Here is a 16,093-nt window from a genome sequence, read left to right as displayed (position 1 = left end):
GTGTACTCCGTTATTGTTCTTATTTTGGCGAAAACGCTTCGAGGCGTTTTTCGGGCGCTATGGGTGAAATAGCTCGGCAGGCGAAACCCACCGTGGCTGGATGCTAAAGGGCGAAGCTTTCACTAACCTTTCAGTCGCCTTTCAATGTTTTCGGGCTTCACAGCGCAGGCGGCGCCTGTAAACTCCCCGGCAAAGTGTGGCGCCGACCACTCCTGAACGAGGTAATAAACCCATGCGTGTCCTTCTGGTCGAAGACCATTTGCAGCTTGCCGAAAGTGTCGCCCAGGCGCTCAAGAGCACGGGTTTGACCGTCGATGTGCTGCACGATGGCGTGGCGGCGGACCTGGCCCTGAGCAGCGAGGAATACGCGGTGGCGATCCTTGATGTGGGCCTGCCGCGCATGGACGGTTTCGAGGTGCTGGCACGCTTGCGGGCCCGTGGGAAAAATCTGCCTGTGTTGATGTTGACCGCCCGCAGCGATGTGAAAGACCGCGTGCATGGCCTCAACCTCGGCGCGGATGACTACCTGGCCAAGCCGTTTGAACTGACTGAGCTGGAAGCACGGGTCAAGGCCCTGCTGCGCCGTAGCGTGCTGGGCGGAGAGCGGCAGCAGGCCTGTGGCGTGTTGATTTACGATCTGGACACACGACGCTTCACCCTGGGCGGTGAGCTGCTGACGTTGACCTCCCGCGAGCAGGCTGTGCTTGAGGCGCTGATCGCACGTCCCGGCCGGGTGATGAGCAAGGAGCAGTTGGCCTCCCAAGTGTTCGGCCTGGATGAAGAGGCCAGCCCCGACGCCATCGAAATCTACGTGCACCGTCTGCGCAAGAAGCTCGATGGCCAGCCTGTGGCCATCGTCACGTTCCGTGGCTTGGGGTACCTGCTGGAAGCCCGCGATGCATAAGCCCAGCAGCCTGCGCTGGCGCCTGCTGTGGAACCTGGCGCTGCTGCTGGTGGTGTTGATGATCGCCAGTGGCTTGAGCGCTTATTGGAATGGGCGCGAGGCGGCAGACACGGCTTACGACCGAACGCTGCTGGCCTCGGCGCGGACCATTGCTGCGGGCCTGTCTCATCGCGACGGCACCTTGAGCGCCGATGTGCCCTACGTCGCCCTGGATACGTTCGCCTATGACAGCGCCGGGCGGATTTACTACCAGGTCAACGATATTCACCAGAAGCTGATTTCCGGCTACGAAAACCTGCCCGGCCCGCCGCCGGGTACGCCGCGCACCGATGACTATCCGGCGCTGGCGCGTTTTTACAACGCTAAATATCAGGGCCAGAACGTGCGGGTGGTGAGCCTGCTCAAGGCGGTCTCCGAGCCGAACATGAACGGCATGGCGGAAATCCGTGTGGCCGAAACCGATGAGGCACGAGTCGCCATGGCCCGCAGCCTGATGGCCGATACCTTGCTGCGTCTGGGCATGCTGGCCGTCGGTGCATTGTTGTTGGTGTTTTTCGCGGTGAGCGCGGCGCTGCGGCCATTGGAGCGCTTGCGTACGGCCGTGGAAGAGCGCCAGCCGGATGACCTGCGGCCGTTGCCGCTGGTGGAAGTGCAGCATGAGTTGGGCCCTCTGGTGCGGGCGCTCAACCACTTCACCGAACGCCTGCGCGGGCAGTTCGAGCGCCAGGCCCAGTTTATTGCCGATGCCGCCCATGAGCTGCGCACACCGTTGGCAGCGCTCAAGGCTCGTTTGGAACTGGGACTGCGCGCCGAAGACCCGGCCACCTGGCGCACCACCCTGGAAACCGCCGCCCAGGGCACGGATCGCCTGACGCACCTGGCCAATCAATTGCTCTCGTTGGCCCGTATCGAAAACGGCGCCCGGGCGATTGCCGAAGGCGGTGCGCAACTGCTGGACCTGAGCCAGTTGGCTCGCGAGCTGGGCATGGCCATGGCGCCGCTGGCCCATGCGCGAGGCGTGGCCCTGGCGCTGGAGGCGGACGAGCCGGTGTGGTTGCGGGGCGAGCCAACGTTGTTGAACGAATTGCTGAGCAATCTGGTGGACAACGCCCTGGCCCACACGCCGCCGGGCGGCAACGTGATTTTGCGGGTCACGGCGCCGGCGGTACTGGAAGTGGAAGACGACGGCCCGGGCATCCCGCTGGATGAGCGGGACCGGGTGTTCGAGCGCTTCTATCGGCGCAGCCAGCAGGGCTTGGGTTCAGGCTTGGGGTTGGCGATTGTCGGCGAGATCTGCCGGGCGCACCTGGCGCAGATCAGCTTGCATGACGGTGAGTTGGCGGGGTTGAAGGTGCGGGTCAGTTTTATCGCGGGGTAATCAGTAAAACATCGACCGCGCTTCGTCCAACTCGGCACGCAAGGTGTCGTTGTAGGGGTCGATCCGCAGTTTCTGGATCGCCGGCAGCGTCGACACCGGCACGCTGGCCAGCGGATGGTCGGTGTTACGGTGGCAATACAGCACGGCGACCTGCACCAGGTCGATATAGTCCAGGCGCTCGGAGTCGCGCTCCAGGTCCATGTACTGTGCCGGCAGGTTCACCAGCATTTCCGGGAAGTCCCAGCGTCGCAGCAGTTTGTCGCCCAGCAATGGGTGAATGCTTTCAATCACGTGGTTGAGGCTGACCGGATCGGACAGCAGTTCATAGTGATCTTCGGCGTAGGTCAGGATCGGCAATACGCCAATCTGATGCACCAGCCCACCCAAGGCTGCCTGATCAGGCTTCAACTGGCTGTGGTTGCGGCACAGCGCATAGCTGACGCCGGCCACTTCCAGGCTGCGCCGCCACACATCGCGCATTTTCTGTTCGACCACTTCGGAGCGGGCGTGGAAGATCTGCTCCATCACCAGGCCGATCGCCAGGTTGCTGCTGTAGTTGGTGCCCAGCCGGGTGATGGCGGTGTGCAGGTCGGTGACTTCCTGGGTGGCGCGCAGCAGCGGGCTGTTGACCACTTTGATCAGCCGCGCCGACAGGGCGGTGTCGCGGCCGATCACTTTGCTCAGATGGCTGATGCTGATGTCCGGGTCTTCGGCGGCCTGACGAATCTTCAGGGCCACTTCCGGTAGCGTTGGCAGGACCAGGTCATCATTATCGATGGCCACAACCAAAGCCTGTTGGACTCTTTCCGCCAGCTTGTTCATTCATGATCTCTAGGGTGTTGCAAAAAGGTACGACGATCAGCGCTGGATCTCGCGATCACGGTCCAGCTGGTAAGGCAGGTCGAGCAGCTGAAGGCCCGGGCCTTCCAGCGTACCTACATGCACATCGCCACTCTCTGCTGCTTCGGCTTGCAGCACCGCTAGAAGTTCAATCGACTCGCCGGCCCGTGCGGCAATCACCACCTCGCCGATGGCGCTGTTGTGCGTCGGGGAAAACAGGGGGGTGCCAGGCTCTGGCAACTCACTGGCATTCAGGCTCAAGCGATACAGGCGACGCTTGAGTTTGCCCAGGTACTGCATGCGCGCGACGATTTCCTGGCCGGTGTAGCAGCCTTTCTTGAAGCTGACGCCGCCGACGGCTTGCAGGTTGAGCATCTGCGGAATGAACAGTTCGCGGGTCTGGGGCATGACCTGGCCGATGCCGGCACGTATCTGGCCCAGCAGCCATTGATTCAGTTCACCTTCGTTCAATTGCGCGGCGAGTTGGCTGCGCAGGGTGTCGGCCTGGGCGGCAGGGGCCCAGAGTTCGGCGCGGCCCGGGGATACGCGAATCGCGATCAACTCGTCGCTGCGTGCCACGCTGTCGGTCTCGGCGGGCAGCTCAAGGCCCAGGCTGGCCAATAGTGGATCAGCATCCGACACCCCGAAACGTACCCAGGCGGCACTTTCGTCGGTGAGTTTGGATTTGGAGAACACCGCGTACTTCTTCAAGTCCGCCAGTTGCGGCTCCAGCAACTCGGAGGCCATGGCCAGCAGCACGCCATCGCCTTGCAGCAGGATGCGGAAGCTCGACTGCATGCGCCCTTTTTGGGTGCAGCGCGCGCCGAGGCTGGCCTGGGTGTCACTCAGGTAGTTGAGGTTGCAGGTCAGTTGTCCCTGGAGGAACTTGGCAGCGTCGGAACCGCGGACGGCGAGAACGCCTTCGTGGGACAGGGGGCAGAAGAAAGCAGAGTCAGCCATGGGTCATCGCAGGTTAAAAAGTCATGGGTGCATCATAGAGGGGCGCCCGGCAAATGGATAGTTTCGGTATGGCCGACCAAAGCCGACTGTTCCAGGCAGCTTCGGCCTGTATACTTGCGCTCTATTTGAGGAGCGCTCCATGGTCGAAGATGTAGAACTCAATCGCCTCTACTGGCACAGCCGCCGCGGCATGCTTGAGCTGGATGTGTTGCTGGTACCGTTCGTCAGGGAGGTCTATCCGCACCTCAACGACATCGACCGCGACTGCTACCGCAAGCTGCTGGAATGCGAAGATCAGGACATGTTCGGCTGGTTCATGGAACGTGCCGAATCGGAAGACCCGGAGCTGCAACGCATGGTTCGGATGATTCTGGATCGTGTCCAGCCCAAGTAATACGTTCGAATGCCGCTGGCACGCCTCCGGGCAGTTGCTGGCGGCTTATCTTTTCGCCCAGGCGTTCGCACTGGGTGCTTTGTGGTTTCTCGATGTGTCCCCGTGGTTCGCCGTGTTCGGCGCCTTGTTGTGCCTGGCCCATGCCGGTTGGGTGCTGCCGCGTCATATCCTGTTGACTCACCGTTCGTCGATCCGTGGCCTGCGCCGCGATGAGGACGGCTGGCAGTTGTGGAGCGCCGCGCGTGGCTGGCACAGCGTACAACTGCGTCCCGACAGCCTGGCGTTGCCGTTGATCGTGGTGCTGCGCTTTCGAGTGCAGGGTGACTGGCGTGTGCGTTCGATCTGTGTGCCGCGGGATTCGCAGGCCACCGATGTGCATCGGCGCCTGCGGGTGCGCTTGAAGTTCAGCCGCCGTAGGTGGTTGGCACCAGGATAGTGTCGCGCGCCTCGGGCAGCATTTGCGGGTAGTCGAGGGTGTAATGCAGGCCCCGGCTCTCTTTGCGCTCCATGGCCGAGCGGATCATCAGTTCCGCCACCTGGGCCAGGTTGCGCAGCTCGATCAGGTCGCGGCTGACCTTATAGTTGCTGTAGAACTCGTCGATCTCATCCAGCAGCAGTCGAACCCGGTGCTGCGCCCGTGCCAGGCGCTTGTTGGTGCGCACGATTCCCACGTAGTCCCACATGAAGCGCCGCAGCTCGTCCCAGTTGTGGGCGATGATCACGTCTTCGTCCGAGTCGGTCACCTGGCTGGCGTCCCAGCGGGGCAGGGCGGCCGGCACCGGGATGCGCGGCAGTTGTTCAAGGATGTCGGCGGCGGCGGAGCGGGCGTACACGAAGCATTCCAGCAGCGAGTTACTGGCCATGCGGTTGGCACCGTGCAGGCCGGTGAAGCTGGTTTCGCCGATGGCGTACAGGCCTGGCACATCGGTGCGGCCGTGCTGGTCGACCATCACGCCGCCGCAGGTGTAGTGCGCCGCCGGTACGACCGGGATCGGGCCTTTGGTGATGTCGATGTTGAACGCCAGGCAGCGCTCGTAGACCGTCGGAAAGTGGGTCTTGATGAAGGCTTCGGGCTTGTGGCTGATGTCCAGGTAGACGCAGTCGATGCCCAGGCGCTTCATTTCATGGTCGATGGCCCGGGCGACGATGTCTCGCGGGGCCAGTTCGGCCCTGGGGTCGAAGCGCTGCATGAAGCGTTCGCCGTTGGGCAGCTTCAGGTGTGCACCTTCGCCGCGCAGGGCCTCGGTGATCAGGAAACTCTTGGCTTGCGGGTGATAAAGGCACGTGGGGTGGAACTGATTGAACTCCAGGTTCGCCACCCGGCAGCCCGAGCGCCAGGCCATGGCGATACCATCACCGCAGGCGCCGTCGGGGTTGCTGGTATAGAGGTAGACCTTCGCCGCGCCGCCCGAAGCGAGAATCGTGAAGCGTGCGCCGTAGGTGTCGACTTCACCACTGGCGCGGTTGAGCACGTAGGCGCCGAGGCAGCGTTCGCCCGACAGGCCCAGGCGTTTTTCGGTGATCAGGTCGACGGCGACCCGTTGTTCCAGCAGTTCAATGTTCGGGCGCTGCCGGGCCTGGTCGAGCAAGGTCTTGAAGATTGCGGCGCCGGTGGCGTCGGCGGCATGGATGATGCGCCGATGGCTATGGCCGCCTTCGCGGGTCAGATGGAACTCGAAGCCGCCGTCGTCGGTGCCGGAATGTTCATCGCGGGTGAACGGCACGCCCTGGTCGATCAGCCATTGGATGGCTTCGCGGCTGTGTTCGACGGTGAAGCGCACCGCCTCTTCATTGCACAGGCCGCCGCCCGCATTCAGGGTGTCTTCGACGTGGGATTGTACGGTGTCGGTGTCATCCAGTACCGCGGCGACACCGCCCTGGGCCCAGAATGTCGAGCCATTGGCCAGGTCGCCCTTGCTCAGTACGGCTATGCGCAGATTGCTCGGCAGGGTCAGCGCAAGGCTCAAGCCTGCGGCGCCGCTGCCAATCACCAGGACATCGTGTTGAAACTGTTGGCTCATTTGAAGGATTCCGCAAAAAGCGATCCGAAGGGGGCGCAAACAGGACGCCTGGATCGGCGAATCAAAGGGTCACACGGCCCACTAGTATATAGAGGGGGGGAGCGGCACAATAGCCGGGCATTCGTGGCATTGTGAGACTACGGTCAACGAACTGCACGGCTTTCATGAGGGCGACAGCTATTGGGGTGGGAACTTTTTGCATAAGCCCCGACTCAATAGCAGGATGCCCGAAAGCTGGGAACACGCTGGATTTACTGATCGGCGTCTCTGTCAGACGCGTCAGGAAACTGGCGACAGATTATTCGCGCAGCCGGCATTGCCCGCGCTGCGTTTTTCGTGTGTGCCAAATCAGTGCGCACCGGAAACTTGCTTGGAGGGGGAGAACTTTTGCGAAAAGTCCGAGTCTATGTTTGCAAGCCTGATCGATTAGTTATGCAAGCCTCCTTCAAGTACAACGAGGAGTGTTCATGCTAACCCAGGAAGAGGATCAGCAGCTGGTCGAGCGCGTTCAACGCGGCGACAAGCGGGCATTTGATCTGCTAGTGCTGAAATACCAGCACAAAATTCTCGGGTTGATCGTGCGGTTTGTGCACGACACCCATGAAGCGCAGGACGTTGCACAGGAAGCCTTTATCAAGGCGTACCGTGCACTCGGTAATTTCCGCGGTGATAGTGCGTTTTACACGTGGCTTTACCGCATCGCCATCAACACGGCGAAGAACTATCTGGTTTCTCGCGGTCGCCGCCCACCGGATAGTGATGTTAGTTCGGAAGATGCTGAATTTTATGATGGTGATCACGGCCTCAAGGATCTCGAGTCGCCGGAGCGTGCATTGCTGCGCGACGAGATCGAGGGAACCGTCCATCGAACAATTCAGCAACTACCAGAAGATTTACGTACGGCGTTAACTTTACGTGAATTCGATGGTCTGAGTTACGAGGACATTGCGGCCGTCATGCAATGTCCGGTGGGTACCGTACGTTCCCGGATTTTCCGGGCTCGGGAAGCCATCGATAAAGCCCTGCAGCCGTTGTTGCAGGAAAACTGAGACAGCGGCGACAGCCAAGAGAGGAACCGCCATGAGTCGTGATGCCCTGCAGGAATCGCTGTCCGCAGTGATGGATAACGAAGCGGATGAACTGGAACTTCGTCGAGTGCTTAATGCATTTGATGATGCCGAAACCCGTGATACCTGGTCTCGTTACCAAGTCGCTCGGGCGGTGATGCACAAGGATCTTCTAATCCCTCGTCTGGATATTGCTGCGGCCGTTTCTGCTGCGCTGGCTGATGAAGCCGTTCCGGCAAAAGCTGCTCGCGGTCCTTGGCGTAGCCTGGGTCGTTTGGCAGTCGCTGCTTCGGTGACCGTCGCTGTGTTGGCAGGTGTTCGCCTGTACAACCAGGACGAAATCGCCGGTGCCGAACTGGCCCAACAAACCCAGCAACCGGTCATGGCCGGTCCGCAGGTCAAGGGTCCAGCCGTACTGGCCGGCTACAAGGAAAGCTCTGATACCACCGGGCCTATGGCCAACGGTGTACTTCAAGGGCAATCCGGCTGGCAGGACCAGCGTCTTCCGGGCTACCTGCGCCAACACGCACAGGAATCTGCCTTGAAGGGCACTGAAAGCGCTCTGCCATACGCTCGCGCTGCAAGCCTGGAAAACCGCTAGACCGCCAAGGAGCTTTATGCGCGCCATACCGCTCCTTGCGTTGTTGCTCAGTGGCTGGTTTGCAGTCCCCGCCCATGCCGACGAAGCCCAAGACTGGCTTACGCGTCTTGGGCGGGCGGAGCAGCAACAAAGCTTTCAGGGCACCTTCATCTACGAGCGTAACGGTAGTTTTTCTACCCATGACATCTGGCATCGCGTCCAGAATGGTCAGGTCCGTGAGCGGCTTTTGCAGCTCGATGGTTCTGCCCAGGAAGTCCTGCGCGTCGATGGCCGTACCCAATGCGTGAGTGGCACACTGGTTGCCGGGCTTGGGGGCTCCCCCGATTCTCCTTCACGCACCCTTGATCCGCAAAAACTCAAAGCTTTCTACGAGCTTGCCGTTATCGGCAAATCGCGCGTGGCGGGTCGAAATGCGGTGATCGTCTCTGTGACTCCCCGGGATCAATACCGTTATGGCTTTGAGCTGCACCTGGACCGCGAAACCGCGCTGCCACTGAAGTCGTTATTGCTTAACGACCAGGGCCAGTTGCTGGAGCGATTCCAGTTCACCCAGCTCAATACGTCGGTGCCTGATGATCGTGACCTGCAGCCCAGTGGCGAATGTACGCCTGTGGCTGTAACCAGCGCCAAGGCCCCGGAGGTCGAAGTTCCTCAGGATTGGCGCCTCGATTGGCTGCCGCCAGGCTTCCAGTTGGTCAACAGCAGCGCCCATAAAGATTCCCATACCAAGGTAGTCGTCAGCAGTTTGATGTATGACGATGGCCTGGCACGTTTCTCAGTGTTTTTGGAGCCGCTCAACGGTGCGACCGTGACCGAGACTCGAACCCAGCTGGGCCCGACCGTCGCTGTATCACGGCGTCTCAATACCCTGGAAGGCGAGGTGATGGTGACGGTCGTCGGCGAAATCCCGATTGGCACCGCCGAACGGATTGCGCTGTCTGTACGCAGCGGCACCACGCCCGCCAAGCCGTGAGTTGTTAATCCTATGTTCATCCTGATATTTCAATGTTGCGCAGGAGAAGGTCGATGCCTGCCTCTGTCGAGAGCATGAAATGTCTGGATCATTTTTTTCACTTGCTAAAATCCCCTATGTTTTTTATAGGTCAGTGCCTGTCGGCCCTGGCCTTGTTTTGTTCGCGGAACAAAAATGTCGGTCGCAGTTTTTTCGGCGTTTATTGAACCCTGTCGCTCAACCCTGCTCGTCGTAACGGGAGCTGTATGTCGATACCACGTTTGAAGTCTTACCTATCCATAGTTGCCACGGTGCTGGTGCTGGGTCAGGCCGTTACCGCGCAAGCGGCCGAGCTGCCTGATTTCACCCAACTGGTGGAGCAGGCGTCGCCTGCCGTGGTGAACATCAGTACTACGCAGAAGCTGCCGGATCGCAAAGTTTCCAACCAGCAGATGCCCGACCTGGAAGGCCTGCCGCCGATGCTGCGGGAGTTCTTCGAGCGTGGCATGCCCCAGCCGCGTACGCCGCGTGGCGGTGGTGGTGGCCAGCGCGAGGCCCAGTCCCTGGGTTCGGGTTTCATCATCTCGCCTGACGGCTACATCCTGACCAACAACCACGTGATTGCCGACGCTGACGAGATTCTCGTGCGCCTGGCTGACCGCAGCGAGCTGAAAGCCAAGCTGGTGGGCACCGACCCACGTTCTGACGTGGCCCTGCTGAAAATCGAAGGCAAGGACCTGCCGGTGCTCAAGCTGGGCAAATCCCAGGACCTGAAAGCCGGGCAATGGGTAGTCGCCATCGGTTCGCCGTTTGGTTTTGACCATACCGTGACCCAAGGCATCGTCAGCGCCATCGGTCGCAGCCTGCCAAACGAAAACTACGTGCCGTTCATCCAGACCGACGTGCCGATCAACCCGGGTAACTCCGGTGGCCCTCTGTTCAACCTGGCGGGCGAAGTGGTCGGCATCAACTCGCAGATCTACACCCGTTCCGGTGGTTTCATGGGCGTGTCCTTTGCGATCCCAATCGACGTGGCCATGGACGTTTCCAACCAGCTGAAAACCGGTGGCAAAGTCAGCCGCGGCTGGCTGGGTGTGGTGATCCAGGAAGTGAACAAGGACCTGGCTGAATCCTTCGGTCTCGACAAGCCGGCCGGTGCCCTGGTCGCACAGATTCAGGACGATGGCCCGGCTGCCAAAGGCGGCTTGCAAGTCGGTGACGTGATTCTGAGCATGAACGGCCAGCCGATCGTCATGTCTGCAGACTTGCCGCACCTGGTGGGCGCGCTCAAGGCCGGCAGCAAAGCCAAGCTGGAAGTGATTCGCGACGGCAAGCGCCAGAACGTTGAGCTGACCGTTGGTGCGATCCCGGAAGAAGGCGCGGCGCTTGATGCGCTGGGTAACAGCAAGCCGGGTGCAGAGCGCAGCAGCAACCGCCTGGGCATCGCCGTGGTCGAGTTGACCGATGAGCAGAAGAAAAGCTTCGACCTCAAGAGTGGCGTAGTGATCAAGGAAGTCCAGGACGGTCCTGCCTCCCTGATCGGCCTGCAGCCGGGTGATGTCATTACTCACCTGAACAACCAGGCTATCAACTCCACCAAAGAGTTCACCGACATCGCCAAGGCGCTGCCGAAGAACCGCTCGGTGTCGATGCGCGTCCTGCGTCAGGGGCGCGCCAGCTTCATTACCTTCAAACTGGCCGAGTAATCCGCTAGTCCAATAAAAAGCCCCGCTCTCGATGCACGAGAGCGGGGCTTTTTTGTGGCTGTAAGGTTTAGCCCATCATGTCTTTGATCATGCGTTCCTGATCGATCAGTTCACGTTGGCGTGCATCGATACGTGACGAAAGCGGGAAGTTGCTGCCGGCGCGACGCTTGGCGAAGTCCAGTTGTTGAATGGCCTGCTTGAAGTCCCCTACCAGCGCGAAGTACTCGGCGCGGGCCTGATGCAGGCCGATGATATTGCCCGACAACCCCCGGGTTTCCGCGACCTGATACCAGACGTCCGGATCGTCGGTGCGTGATTTAAGCAGGCCTTCGAGGGCTTTTTCCGCGTCAGCGGTGCGGCTTTGCTTGAGCAGCAGATCCACCCGAACCTGATTCAGCGGGTAGTTGCCTGGATATTGCGTCAACATCCGGTCCGTACGCTGCTGGGCATCCGGCAGGCGATTGTTGCTCATGTCCAACTCGATCTGCGCCAGGTTGTAGGTGATGTCGTTGGGCGCCTTGGCCAGCAGCGGCTTCAGGTTTTCCCGGGCCAGGTTGAATTGCGCACCTTTGATCTGGGCGATGGCGAGGCCATAACGCGCCACATCGTTTTTCGGGTTTTCATCCAGCTGAGCCTGGAAGCGTTTGGCTGCCAGGCCCGGAGTGTCTTCGTAATACAACTGCACACGAGCGCGGATCAGTTGGTAGCGCAGGCTGTCCTCAATACCGCCCGGCTTGGCTTGCTCCGCGCGGTTGCGGGTGTCTGCGATCCGCGATTCGGTGACCGGGTGAGTCAGCAGGAATTCTGGCGGCTTGGCGTCAAAGCGGTACTGGCGCATCAAGCGCTCAAACATGGTCGGCATGGAGCGCGGGTCGTAGCCGGCCTTCTCCAGGTTGAGGATGCCGATACGGTCAGCCTCTTGCTCGTTTTGCCGGGAAAAGCGACGTTGTTCCTGGATGGCGGCGGCCTGGCTGCCGGCAATCGCGGCAATGCCCGCATCGCCTGCACCCGCGGCAGCGGCAATGATGCCGCCGAGCAGCGCAGCCATCATCGGGATTTGCATGCGTTGCTGCGCTTCCACGCCCCGGGCGAAGTGGCGTTGGGACAAGTGAGCCAGTTCGTGAGCCAGCACAGAGGCATATTCGCCTTCGGTCTGGGCATTGAGAAACAGGCCGCCGTTGACCCCGACGATGCCGCCTGGTGCGGCAAACGCGTTGAGTTGCGGGCTGTTGATCAGAATGAATTCCAGGCGCCGGTCATTGACCTGGCTGGTCTCCACCAGTTTGTAAACGCTGGTTTCGACGTAATCCTTGAGTTGCGGGTCGTTGAGTTGCGAGACCTGGCCACGCAGGTAGGCGAGCCATGCCCGACCCAAATCGTATTCCTGTTTTGGCGAGACAATGGCAGAACTGGCGTCGCCAAGTGACGGCAGGTCGTCGGCGAAGCCTGGAGAGGCAAGCAGGCAAGCCAGCGTCAGCAGGGTAGGGCGCAAAAAAGTCATGCACAAAGCCTTTCGACAAAGAGCTTACTGTAGCCGGACACTGAGCTTCGGACCAGATATTCTAAGCGCCCCCGACGCCCACCCGGAGCAAAACCATGACCGACGCTGTAGCCTTCGATGCCGAACTGGATGCCAGTGGCCTTAACTGTCCGCTGCCCTTGCTCAAGGCCAAGCTGGAACTCAACCGGCTGGCCAGCGGCGCGGTGCTCAAGGTGATCGCCACAGACGCGGGTTCCCAGCGGGATTTCCGTACATTTGCCAAGCTGGCCGGCCACACCCTGTTGCATGAAGAAGACGAAGCGGGCGTCTATCGTTACTGGTTGCGCAAGGCCTGAATCGCTTGAACGTGCTGTCCTTATCGCCTGAGGTTTATTGATGTTCAAAGTGTTACGTGACTGGATTCAGCGCTACTTCTCCGACGAAGAAGCCGTGGTGCTGGCCGTCCTGCTGTTTCTCGCCTTTACGGCCGTGCTCACCTTGGGCGGCATGTTGGCGCCAGTACTGGCGGGGATGGTGCTGGCGTACCTGATGCAAGGCCTGGTCTCCATTCTGGAGCGCCTGCGCTTGCCAGGTGGGGCAGCGGTGGGCCTGGTGTTTGCCTTGTTCATGGGGCTGTTACTGGTGTTTATCGTGATCGTGGTGCCTTTGTTGTGGCATCAGTTGATCACCTTGTTCAACGAGCTGCCGGGCATGCTCGCCAAGTGGCAGTCGCTGCTCTTGCTGTTGCCCGAGCGCTATCCGCACCTGGTGTCGGACGAGCAGGTATTGCAGGCGATTGAAGTGGCGCGCGGCGAAATCGGAAAGTTTGGACAATGGGCGCTGACCTTTTCCCTTTCGAGCTTGCCACTGTTGGTCAACATCATGATCTACCTGGTGTTGGTGCCGATCCTGGTGTTTTTCTTCCTCAAGGACCGCGAGATGATCGGTCGTTGGGTGCGCGGCTACCTGCCGCGTGAACGGGCATTGATTACCCGGGTCGCCGAGGAAATGAACCGGCAGATTGCCAACTACATCCGTGGCAAGGTCATCGAGATCTTCATCTGCGGTGGGGTCACCTACATCGGCTTTGTCGCACTGGGGCTGAACTATGCAGCACTGCTGGCGCTGCTGGTCGGCGTTTCAGTGGTGGTGCCCTATGTTGGCGCGGTGGTGGTGACGGTGCCGGTGATGCTGATCGCGCTGTTCCAGTGGGGCTGGAGTGATCAGTTCATCTACCTCATGGCGGTGTACGGTATTATCCAGGTGCTGGATGGCAACGTGCTGGTGCCATTGCTGTTCTCCGAGGCGGTGAACCTGCATCCGGTGGCGATCATCTGTGCGGTGTTGTTGTTTGGCGGGTTGTGGGGCTTCTGGGGGGTATTCTTTGCGATTCCCCTGGCGACGCTGTTCAAGGCAGTGCTGGATGCCTGGCCGCGGCAGGAGCCCGTTGTAGCGCCATTACTCTGATAGTTGTGGTGCCGGTGCAGGCCTCATCGCGGGCAAGCTCGGCTCCCACATTGACTGAGTTGTGATGTCGAACGACGATCACATGTGGGAGCTGTCTTGCCTGCGATAGCTATTCCAACGCCAGCAAGTGAATCAAGCCTTGTTCAGCGCTTGCGCCGCTGCTAATACAGCGTCCACATGGCCGGGCACTTTCACACCACGCCATTCCTGGCGCAGCACGCCATCCTTGTCGATCAGGAAGGTGCTGCGATCAACGCCCAGGTATTCCTTGCCATACAGCTTCTTCAGCTTGATCACATCAAACAGCTGGCAAACCGCTTCGTCCTTGTCGCTGATCAGCTCAAAGGGGAATGCCTGCTTGGCCTTGAAGTTCTCGTGGGACTTCACGCTGTCCCGGGACACGCCAAACACCACGGTGTTGGCGGCCTCGAACGCTGCGTGCTGGTCACGAAAGCCCTGGCCTTCGGTGGTGCAGCCCGGGGTGCTGTCTTTCGGGTAGAAGTAGATCACCACTTGCTTGCCCTTGAGCCCGGCGAGGCTGAAGGTCTGCCCGCTGGTGGCCTGGGCTTCGAAGTCGGCTACCGGTTTGTCGATGACTACTGCCATGAAAACTTCCTTACATTGGGTTCTGTGGGCGCCATGGCTCGATCAGTGCGTCGAGGTTCAGGGCATCGGCGAAATCCAGGAACTGGTCGCGCAGCCAACTGATCTGCACGCCGGCCGGCAAGGTCACGGTAAAGGTGGCGTTGAGCATGGTGCCGCCGGTCTGCGGGGCCTGATAGGTGTCGCAGGTCAGGTTTTCCAGCTCGACGTTGTGATCGATAAAGAACTGGCACAGCTCGTTGACGATGTCCGAGCGGTAGGCCGAGCTGACATAGGCAACGTAGGGCAGGGCCTGAGGACGGTTCTCCAGGGCCGCACTGCGCACCACGTTGACCGTGAAGTCATGCTTCTTGGCCAAGCCCGGCAAGCCGGTCTCGAGGCGGGCCAGGGCATCCCAGGTTCCGGAAATCTGCAGGACCAGCGCGCTGCACTCGCCATGGCGGGTCAGGCGGGAGGTCACGACGGCGCAGCGGTTTTCATGGCTGGCGCGGCACAGGACGTTAGTCAGCTCCATGGGGTTGGCGCCAAGGGCACTGATGACAAGGAATTGTTCGCGGACTGTGGGGGTGGACATGCAGCCTTCCTAAAGCGATGAGCGGTCGATACGATGAAAGCGGTATCAATCAAAGGATGAAGGGTAGCGAAAACCATCGCCAAGGGCTAGGAGGTGGCGTTTTCATTACGTAATCAGCTTCATCAAACCCCGCTTTGGCCCAATGATGGCGTTGCTGCGAACTAAGTTGATCCAGAACGCATCCTCAGACGGTACTTCGCTTGTACAAGCATCTTGGCGCCAGTACCATTACCGCTCTCTTTTTCCGGCAGGAGCGGTTGCATGATTGCGGGCAGTATGGTGGCACTGGTCACACCCATGGATGCACAAGGTAATCTCGACTGGGACAGCCTGGGCAAACTGGTGGACTTCCACCTGCAAGAGGGCACCAACGCCATCGTGGCGGTCGGCACCACAGGTGAATCGGCCACGCTTGATGTGGAAGAACACATCGAAGTGATCGAGTTCGTGGTCAAGCGCGTTGCAGGGCGTATCGCTGTGATCGCCGGCACGGGCGCCAATTCGACCCGCGAAGCGATCGAATTGACCCGCAACGCCAAGAAAGCCGGCGCCGACGCCTGCCTGCTGGTGACGCCGTACTACAACAAGCCGACTCAGGAAGGCCTGTACCTGCACTTCCGCGCCATTGCCGAAGCGGTCGACATCCCGCAGATCCTCTACAACGTACCCGGTCGCACCGCCTGCGACATGAAAGCCGAGACCGTGATCCGCCTGTCCACCGTACCGAACATCATTGGTATCAAGGAAGCCACCGGTGACCTGCAACGCGCCAAGGACATCCTGGCCGGCGTCAGCAGCGACTTCCTGGTGTATTCCGGTGACGACGCCACTGCTGTCGAACTGATCCTGCTGGGCGGCAAAGGCAACATCTCGGTGACTGCCAACGTCGCACCGCGCGCCATGAGCGAGCTGTGTGCCGCTGCCATTGCCGGTGATGCGGTCAAGGCCCGGGCGATCCATGAGCAATTGGCACCGCTCAACAAAACCCTGTTTATCGAATCCAACCCTATCCCCGTGAAATGGGCGCTGCATGAGATGGGCCTGATGCCGGACGGTATCCGTCTGCCGCTCACCTGGCTCAGCGAAGCCTGTCACGAACCGCTGCGACAGGCCCTGCGCCAGTCCGGCGTCCTGGTTTAATTGAGG

At 60.4% G+C, this 16,093-nt stretch carries 17 protein-coding genes; 11 read left to right on the top strand and 6 right to left on the bottom strand.

What is annotated here, in order from left to right; genetic code table 11:
• Positions 1-232: 232 nt before the first annotated feature.
• Both MUM_RS0129435 and MUM_RS0129430 read left to right on the top strand, forming a co-directional pair.
• Positions 233-904, top strand: coding sequence for a response regulator (locus MUM_RS0129435; RefSeq protein ID WP_003212008.1), 672 nt, complete (start codon positions 233-235; stop codon positions 902-904).
• On the top strand, positions 897-2,282 hold the full coding sequence (locus MUM_RS0129430) for a sensor histidine kinase (RefSeq protein ID WP_010176593.1): 1,386 nt from the start codon (positions 897-899) through the stop codon (positions 2,280-2,282). The genes MUM_RS0129435 and MUM_RS0129430 overlap by 8 nt, the downstream gene beginning before the upstream one ends.
• Here the strand turns inward: MUM_RS0129430 and MUM_RS0129425 are convergent, their stop codons facing one another.
• Together MUM_RS0129425 and ygfZ are read right to left on the bottom strand one after the other, a co-directional pair.
• The gene (locus tag MUM_RS0129425; RefSeq protein WP_010176592.1) at positions 2,283-3,104 is read right to left on the bottom strand and encodes an HDOD domain-containing protein; all 822 of its coding nucleotides are present in this window, start codon (positions 3,102-3,104) and stop codon (positions 2,283-2,285) included.
• Between the two features lie 36 nt (positions 3,105-3,140).
• Positions 3,141-4,082: a CAF17-like 4Fe-4S cluster assembly/insertion protein YgfZ gene (ygfZ, locus tag MUM_RS0129420; RefSeq protein WP_010176591.1), complete on the bottom strand. Its 942-nt coding sequence runs from the start codon at positions 4,080-4,082 to the stop codon at positions 3,141-3,143.
• A gap of 139 nt (positions 4,083-4,221) precedes the next feature.
• On the opposite strand from ygfZ, the gene MUM_RS0129415 reads away from it, so the two are divergent.
• Positions 4,222-4,476 carry an FAD assembly factor SdhE gene (locus MUM_RS0129415; RefSeq protein ID WP_010176590.1) on the top strand — a complete coding sequence of 85 codons (255 nt, stop codon included), beginning with the start codon at positions 4,222-4,224 and terminating at the stop codon, positions 4,474-4,476.
• On the top strand, positions 4,460-4,912 hold the full coding sequence (locus tag MUM_RS0129410) for a protein YgfX (protein ID WP_010176589.1): 453 nt from the start codon (positions 4,460-4,462) through the stop codon (positions 4,910-4,912). The genes MUM_RS0129415 and MUM_RS0129410 overlap by 17 nt, the downstream gene beginning before the upstream one ends.
• Here MUM_RS0129410 and nadB read toward each other — a convergent pair.
• Entirely contained in the window at positions 4,881-6,497 is a 1,617-nt protein-coding gene (gene nadB / locus MUM_RS0129405; protein ID WP_010176588.1) for an L-aspartate oxidase, read from the bottom strand. The genes MUM_RS0129410 and nadB overlap by 32 nt on opposite strands.
• A gap of 467 nt (positions 6,498-6,964) precedes the next feature.
• Between nadB and rpoE the strand changes: the two genes are divergently transcribed.
• The 4 genes from rpoE to MUM_RS0129385 all read left to right on the top strand — a co-directional run bounded on the left by rpoE (position 6,965) and on the right by MUM_RS0129385 (position 10,823).
• Entirely contained in the window at positions 6,965-7,546 is a 582-nt protein-coding gene (gene rpoE, locus MUM_RS0129400; protein WP_007944079.1) for an RNA polymerase sigma factor RpoE, read from the top strand.
• Between the two features lie 31 nt (positions 7,547-7,577).
• On the top strand, positions 7,578-8,165 hold the full coding sequence (locus MUM_RS0129395; protein WP_003172479.1) for a sigma-E factor negative regulatory protein: 588 nt from the start codon (positions 7,578-7,580) through the stop codon (positions 8,163-8,165).
• Between the two features lie 16 nt (positions 8,166-8,181).
• The gene (locus MUM_RS0129390) at positions 8,182-9,138 is read left to right on the top strand and encodes a MucB/RseB C-terminal domain-containing protein (RefSeq protein WP_010176587.1); all 957 of its coding nucleotides are present in this window, start codon (positions 8,182-8,184) and stop codon (positions 9,136-9,138) included.
• Between the two features lie 245 nt (positions 9,139-9,383).
• Positions 9,384-10,823 (top strand): DegQ family serine endoprotease, encoded by a 1,440-nt coding sequence (locus MUM_RS0129385; protein ID WP_003211993.1) that lies wholly within the window; start codon positions 9,384-9,386, stop codon positions 10,821-10,823.
• Between the two features lie 67 nt (positions 10,824-10,890).
• Here MUM_RS0129385 and MUM_RS0129380 read toward each other — a convergent pair whose 3' ends face one another.
• A complete protein-coding gene (locus MUM_RS0129380; protein ID WP_010176586.1) occupies positions 10,891-12,324 on the bottom strand; it encodes a M48 family metalloprotease in 1,434 nt (477 codons plus the stop codon).
• Between the two features lie 95 nt (positions 12,325-12,419).
• On the opposite strand from MUM_RS0129380, the gene MUM_RS0129375 reads away from it, so the two are divergent.
• Both MUM_RS0129375 and MUM_RS0129370 read left to right on the top strand, forming a co-directional pair.
• Complete coding sequence (locus MUM_RS0129375) at positions 12,420-12,659, top strand: sulfurtransferase TusA family protein (RefSeq protein WP_003211989.1); 240 nt, start codon at positions 12,420-12,422, stop codon at positions 12,657-12,659.
• Between the two features lie 40 nt (positions 12,660-12,699).
• Positions 12,700-13,770, top strand: coding sequence for an AI-2E family transporter (locus MUM_RS0129370; RefSeq protein WP_003211986.1), 1,071 nt, complete (start codon positions 12,700-12,702; stop codon positions 13,768-13,770).
• A 132-nt stretch (positions 13,771-13,902) separates the two neighbouring features.
• Here the strand turns inward: MUM_RS0129370 and MUM_RS0129365 are convergent, their stop codons facing one another.
• On the bottom strand, positions 13,903-14,376 hold the full coding sequence (locus tag MUM_RS0129365) for a peroxiredoxin (RefSeq protein ID WP_010176585.1): 474 nt from the start codon (positions 14,374-14,376) through the stop codon (positions 13,903-13,905).
• Positions 14,377-14,386: 10 nt separating this feature from the next.
• Positions 14,387-14,947 carry a glycine cleavage system protein R gene (locus MUM_RS0129360; RefSeq protein WP_003172487.1) on the bottom strand — a complete coding sequence of 187 codons (561 nt, stop codon included), beginning with the start codon at positions 14,945-14,947 and terminating at the stop codon, positions 14,387-14,389.
• Positions 14,948-15,208: 261 nt separating this feature from the next.
• Between MUM_RS0129360 and dapA the strand changes: the two genes are divergently transcribed.
• A complete protein-coding gene (dapA, locus tag MUM_RS0129355; RefSeq protein WP_010176584.1) occupies positions 15,209-16,087 on the top strand; it encodes a 4-hydroxy-tetrahydrodipicolinate synthase in 879 nt (292 codons plus the stop codon).
• Positions 16,088-16,093 lie beyond the last annotated feature (6 nt).

Origin of the sequence: Pseudomonas sp. PAMC 25886, from assembly GCF_000242655.1 — a bacterium.
Classification (GTDB): Bacteria; Pseudomonadota; Gammaproteobacteria; order Pseudomonadales; family Pseudomonadaceae; genus Aquipseudomonas.
Note: the sequence above shows the minus strand (reverse complement) of the source record. Positions and strands in the feature narration are given on the sequence as shown.